General features: G+C 46.6%; 5 protein-coding genes and 2 pseudogenes. 1 reads left to right on the forward strand and 6 read right to left on the reverse strand.

Annotation, left to right across the window (positions count from 1 at the left end; translation table 11 throughout):
- Nucleotides 1-230: pseudogene (locus ACJ2PR_RS34725) on the forward strand (hypothetical protein); the annotation flags it as partial.
- Nucleotides 231-259: 29 nt separating this feature from the next.
- On the opposite strand, the pseudogene ACJ2PR_RS34730 reads toward ACJ2PR_RS34725, so the two are convergent.
- From ACJ2PR_RS34730 to ACJ2PR_RS34755, 6 genes and pseudogenes are all read right to left on the reverse strand, one after another.
- A pseudogene (locus tag ACJ2PR_RS34730) lies at nucleotides 260-1,000 on the reverse strand (IS1 family transposase).
- 215 nt (nucleotides 1,001-1,215) lie between these two features.
- A complete protein-coding gene (locus ACJ2PR_RS34735; RefSeq protein ID WP_446880468.1) occupies nucleotides 1,216-3,456 on the reverse strand; it encodes a hypothetical protein in 2,241 nt (746 codons plus the stop codon).
- A gap of 76 nt (nucleotides 3,457-3,532) precedes the next feature.
- Nucleotides 3,533-4,771, reverse strand: a complete 1,239-nt coding sequence (locus ACJ2PR_RS34740; protein ID WP_446880469.1) for a condensation domain-containing protein — start codon at nucleotides 4,769-4,771, stop codon at nucleotides 3,533-3,535.
- Nucleotides 4,772-4,940: 169 nt separating this feature from the next.
- Complete coding sequence (locus ACJ2PR_RS34745) at nucleotides 4,941-5,162, reverse strand: DUF4278 domain-containing protein (RefSeq protein ID WP_446880470.1); 222 nt, start codon at nucleotides 5,160-5,162, stop codon at nucleotides 4,941-4,943.
- 86 nt (nucleotides 5,163-5,248) lie between these two features.
- Nucleotides 5,249-5,395, reverse strand: a complete 147-nt coding sequence (locus ACJ2PR_RS34750; protein WP_446862405.1) for a hypothetical protein — start codon at nucleotides 5,393-5,395, stop codon at nucleotides 5,249-5,251.
- A gap of 232 nt (nucleotides 5,396-5,627) precedes the next feature.
- A partial coding sequence (locus ACJ2PR_RS34755; protein WP_446880471.1) for a hypothetical protein occupies nucleotides 5,628-5,820 on the reverse strand: 193 nt, incomplete at its 5' end.

Raw genomic sequence — 5,820 nt, forward strand, 5'->3', positions numbered from 1 at the left:
AGGCTCCACTGCGAACAAAACTTTGGTTCATGGGTTCTGTGATCCGCTTAGGGTTAAGTAAATTGTTGCCTTTTGTCAGTCCTCCGATCGCGTTTTCGGTTCGCAATCCTCAATATTCATACCGAGAGTTGTGGTTGGGCGAACAGCGAACGTCCCGCATTCTCTCGGCAACGAGTTGGTTAGGTTTGATTGGATTCCTGGGAATTGTAGTGCTGCTTCTACAGTGCTGAGGTCATGTTCTAGACTTGTGGATGAACTATCACACTGCTCGACCAAATTCATAGCGGTTGATGAACAATCCAATTACCACAGCAGCCAAATGGATTTAGAAAAGCAAATTGTTTTTCGAGCTAACCGCTTGATCCGCGTGCGAAGCGTCAAATGCTTGCGCTCAATCCGTTGTGTGTTTGCTTTACCTACAGTGTGCTTTTGAGCTTCTAGCAATCGCAAGTATGCACCCCAACTATCGGTGTAGAAGCGCTTGATGGCAAATGGAGCAAGCAATTGCTGAAGTTCTTTGAGTGCTGCATCTTCATGCGGAGCAAGAACATAAGCTAACACTGCACCTGTGCGATGATCAATGGCGTGCCATAACCAACGCTGCTGTTTCTTAGACTGCACGAAACTCCACATCTCGTCCATTTCCGCTTCTTCAACTTTAACCACCATCGCACTCGTGGGTAAACTTTCCATCTGTTGGAGTAGAGCGGTGTTGACTCGTTCGAGATGGCAATCTTTTTTTTAATTCCTCAATCACAGTTGTGGGGCTAATTTTTAGCACTCGTGCCGTATCTCGAATGCCGCTTCCGTTGACTGCCATATCGCTGATTTGTTGCTTGACTTCGGGCAGGTAGCCTCGATAAGTGTACTCTCGAATGAAGGAGCGGCGGGAACACTGATGATTGCGGCAGCGATAGCGTTGCTTACCTTCCTCACTTTTGCCATTTTTCACAATGTTCGTACTATTGCAACTTGGACAGCAAATGGGTTCGAGTACCATGTCAACATGAGCAGCTAAAAACCACTCGATTCTCTCATAAAATACACAGGTCTAGAACATTACCCAGTGCTGATTTGAGAGGGCTAGTTGCGTTACCAACAATAACGCGATGTGCAACTAAAGCTCTTTGCCAAGAAAGTCCCACAGGAGGGATGCGAGAAATACAAACGACCTAGCACCTGAAGGACAAATGTATGATTCGTGTGCAACAACATCTATGGCGCTTTTACTGGTTCAGGCAGAATGTTTCTCCCTTGAGCCAAAAAAGGATTATGACGCAAGAAGTACTGAGCAACCTGTTCGCCCAAACTTATACCATTCTCTGTAGAAAAGCGATGGTGTGCCCCTGCATAAATACGACTGGTACGTGCTTCATTTGCAGCTTGCGAGAGGCTGGTGTAGGTACGACTCAGTTCTTCTAAAGGTGTACCGTCTACTAAATCGTTACCATTGAGAGAACGTAGCGCAGTTTGCAGGCGGACACTGGAAGGGTTCGGGTCAGCACCAACAGTAAAGGTTTGGTTATCTCCATAGAAGCTAGACAAGATGTTACTAGCCACGCCCGCAACTGCCGCAGCAGCAGATGGGTGCTCTGGGTGCTGGGGTGTATTTTCCCGTGCAGTCCAAGTGTTGTCATCTAAATCAGAGGTTGATGGCAGTTGATCTGCGTTGCGGATGCTCGAAACGGGTCGCCAGAAATAATCTCTATCCCATTGGATATCCCAAACGCTGGCATAGCCATCGGCTAACGCTATGTTCATCATTCCAAAAATGTAGGCTGTATCTTCAAGGGAACTACAGTTCTGAATCGCTAATTGCTGCGCGACCTTTTGCCAAGCATAGTTGGGTTGGTAAGTTCCTTCAGCATTTGCCCAAACGTGGGCGATGATTGTTCTGTCAGCGCTGGTTAATCCTAATCCATCAGGACCCGTGCGACCAAAGTCGTTCCCTTCATTTCCTGAACCAAAGGTTGCATCAGCGGGGTTAGTATCGTTAACTGCGTTACCCCCTGCGCCCGTACCTAAGAAGCGAGTCACACCATTTTCGGTGATACTGCGGTTCAGAACGGAAACCGTACCGTTTCCTGGAAGATCCAGAATACTTCCCTCCGCTTTTACTTCTGCAACACTATCACGATAGCGATCGCTGTCTAAGGCGGGGGGTGGGAGTATGCTGCTGTTAAAAAAGTCAGGGGATGGGAGAACCCAAGCTTGATTCAGGTTAGCGACATCTGGAGAGGCTAAACCAGAAAATTGACCGCTGGCGTTTAAGGTATCTTCCCCACGCCGCCATGCCCCAGGAGTGGTTTTTGCGATACTGGTAATCGTTTTGTTGCCATCTTGATCAATTGCTTCAATGGGCGCACTTGTTCCAATTAAATTTGTGCCATCTTTCAGTCTACCGACCGTGCCGTTGTTTAACAGTGTTGAATTTCCATCTTGGAAGCTTTTCTCATTGAGGTGATAGTTGTTTTCAATCCCATTTTGGTATTCTGCTGCAAATCCTGACAAATCTACTTTTGTGCCGTCAGCATTGCGGAATCCACCATCATTTGCGCGTAACTCTAACAATCTCTGCGCGATGCTGCGTCCAAACTCTATCCCTGCGTTTACTGCATCTGTAGAACCGCCAATTTTTGTCAACGATGTGCTGAAAGCTGCATCAAAAACTCTAGAAAGGAATTCTCCTGTATTAGTTGTTTCACCTGGAAAGGGACTAATATTTGTTGCAGCAACAGGATTGTCTTGGTCAGTAAATAACCCTTTTAATATTGTATTCGCAGCTGAGGCGACGGCGGCTTCAACACTGGCACCGGAAGTAATTGTTGGGAGTGGTTGTCCAATAGACTCTAAGTAAGTTCTTCGTCCAGCAGTTTGTTGAATCCCTTGTACCGCATCCGCGATCGCCGTATGCAGGAGAGCATAGTAACGAGACGATCGCGAACCGGGTACAGGGGTATTTCTACCCGCATCAAACATCATCTCGTTCCAGTCAATGACGACATTCGCAGAGGAAAAAATAGCAAAACTCTCCGGACTGTTCGCCAAAGCACTTGCACTGACCCCACTCAATGCTACAAAGGAATCGCGCGTGGAGCCATCAGGAAGACTAACGACAGCCCCTTTATCGGTATCAGTGATGCCGCCTGGTATATAGGGGTTGATGATGTCGAAAAAAGTTAGCACCTCATCATTTGAAACGATGCCAATTTTATCTTTTCCAACTTCAAAGCCAGAGATAGTTGCACCTGCACTGGTCAGTACAAATACGTCCACACCGCTAGTACCCGTCAAAGAAGAATCACAACCCCCAAATATCACATTTTCCCCGCTATTGCCAAAACTTCTAGAGTTAGGAATTGACCCAGAAATATCTAGGTCTGATGGCTGCGAACAATTACTAACGATGTTTGTAGTAAGACTGGATTGTCCTGATTCAAATTTACTTGCAGTCATTTTGACACCTCTTTAATTCTCGTAATGTTAATGTAACGAATGCTGCATCTGGACTTGAGGCATAAAGGTCAAGCGATTATGCGGTGATGCTGTAGAATTCCGACGACTCCTTACTTAGCAAATCTAAAGCCTCTTCCAAACTTGCACTCGCTGCTTGTGCTGAAGTCGTGATCGAAGGATTCGTGACTGTGATTGATAGTCGGTTGCCCAAGGTTGCTACTCCCACAAGTCGCTCAGGTTCCATCCCATTCAGTACGGCTGGACCATAGATTGCTTCAAGTCGAAGTGAGCCAAATTGCTGTTCAAAGGGTAATCGCCCTAAATTCGTGACTACCAGGTCAAAAGCAGGCGGTTTTTGGGTTGCCGTACAGACCGTTTCGGCAGCGGGCAACGATGCAAGCTGTCCTCGAACCTGGTGAATGATTTCAAACACTTGGGGTGCTGTCTTCATCGTTTCAAGTTGTGCTTTGAGCGATCGCGCCGTTTGCCACAGCGATGAGTTCTGTTTGAGGTCGTGCTGAGTGATGCCATAGGAGATATAGAGTCCCACCGTTTCAGGAATCGGTGTTAGCTGCGATCGCACATCGATCGGAGACTGACATTTAAACAACCCTTCCTGTTGCCGCGACATTGCGAGTAGAAATGCTGCACTGATCGCGCCATGAACCGTTGTGTTTTCTTGACGAGCGCGATCGCAGACTTGCTGCGTCAATTCGGCAGAGAGCAGAACGGTTCTAACGTGAGGGCGGGAACGACTCGTCACCTTGGTAGAATACTCACGCGGCGAGGTTACTTGAGGGTCTGTAATCACTTCTTGAACTGGGATCAATGAGTCGATGGGCTGTGCTTCTAATAGGGTTCTCGTGTCAGAACTTTTGGAGTTTAAGCCCTGCATGATGTCTCGAATCAAATGTGCAGCGGATATGCCATCTGCGATCGCATGATGGCATGTCACGATCAATTCAGATACCGTTTCGGACTGCAACAGTACGACCCGAATCAGCGGCGCAGTTTGCCAATCAAAGGAGTGAGTTAACTCAATTTCGATTTCTCGCTGCCAGTCCTGTTCATCCCTTCTCAGCACCAGTCGGACAGGAATCGGAGCGATGCGTTCAACGAATTTAGGATGTCCGGTTTCTGCTACTGCAATTGCCACCCGGAGTAAAGGATGTCGCCGTTGCGCCTGAAAGAGCGACTGATGCAGTTGCTCCAAGCTGAAACTACCGCTAATTTTAGCAGTGAGGCAGAAATGGTTCGGCACCACTTGATCGTATAACCAAAAATAATGTTCCTCTGTACCCAGAAAGCGTTCCATCTAATGGCTCCTGAAGAAGTGCCGAATATTCATAGATTGAAGGGTTAGCTCAAACGACAACACATCGCTTGAACTAGAAAAGGGTAGACAAACCCAGTATCTACCCTCGTGTCAATCCCAGTTGTGAACGCTTACCTGACGGCATTTCCAAGCGACGCGCTTCAAACGACTAGGAGATCTCGACGGTTCGAGTCACCGAGTAAGTATTGCCTCGGTAAATCAATTGTCGGGTGATAGTTTGAATGGGCTGAGTCGAAGTCTCGGATTTAGGCGTGATTAGATAGGTCATACCCCGGTAACAGAGGATGGACGGAGTAGGTTTGCAAGGTAAAGCATGGTCAGCTTCGAGCGCATTGGAATTGTATCTTGTGCCGCGATATACGAGTTTCATAAAATACCCCTAAGAAGTTGCTAGTGGTGTCAATTCACGATTTGCTTCGCGATGCTCTGGAAGATCGCTTGTCCTGCATTGTTTAGCTACGAACCCTGTACAACATTTGAGGCGCACTGTTCATAATTCCAGAGATCGCGCAGCGCAACTGCCTCTAGATCAAGAAATCGGTCCCAATCCCAAAGCGAACTCCACTCGTCCAGCAAACATCGCTCATGCTGTTCAAATCGCATTGCTGATTCTCCTTGTTATCTATTGCATCATGGCTCTATAAGGTCTATTCCATGTGTGAAGTTTTCAACCTCTATAGAGTTGTTGGGTCTGTCAATCCGACTTTTATGCAGAATTGCTGCACCAATCTTAAAAAATTGAGGGAATCCCTGAATAAAGCAATAATTCTGATTACTGTAAAGATATCAAGCATCTGGGGTAGTAGCAAGACTCATGGATAAAAAAGCTTGTAGCTTAATTAAAAATCCATCTGTAAACTCCTAAACAATCAACAAACAAAAAGAGAGAAGCCGAATAAAAAATCATGCTTTGGTCTTTTCTTAAGATACTAGATAAAAGCATTTGACTAGAACTACAAGCAAGAAAGATAAACTCAGATCTTGCACCATTCTCAATAGTCCCAGCGGATAGGCTTGAGGATAATTTC

Source organism: Phormidesmis sp. 146-33 (assembly GCF_052939515.1).

Coding starts and splice junctions, on each gene's coding strand:
- ACJ2PR_RS34735 (WP_446880468.1), bottom strand. CDS start 3,456: ATGACTGCAAGTAAATTTGAATCAGGACAATCCAGTCTTACTACAAAC.
- ACJ2PR_RS34740 (WP_446880469.1), bottom strand. CDS start 4,771: ATGGAACGCTTTCTGGGTACAGAGGAACATTATTTTTGGTTATACGAT.
- ACJ2PR_RS34745 (WP_446880470.1), bottom strand. CDS start 5,162: ATGAAACTCGTATATCGCGGCACAAGATACAATTCCAATGCGCTCGAA.
- ACJ2PR_RS34750 (WP_446862405.1), bottom strand. CDS start 5,395: ATGCGATTTGAACAGCATGAGCGATGTTTGCTGGACGAGTGGAGTTCG.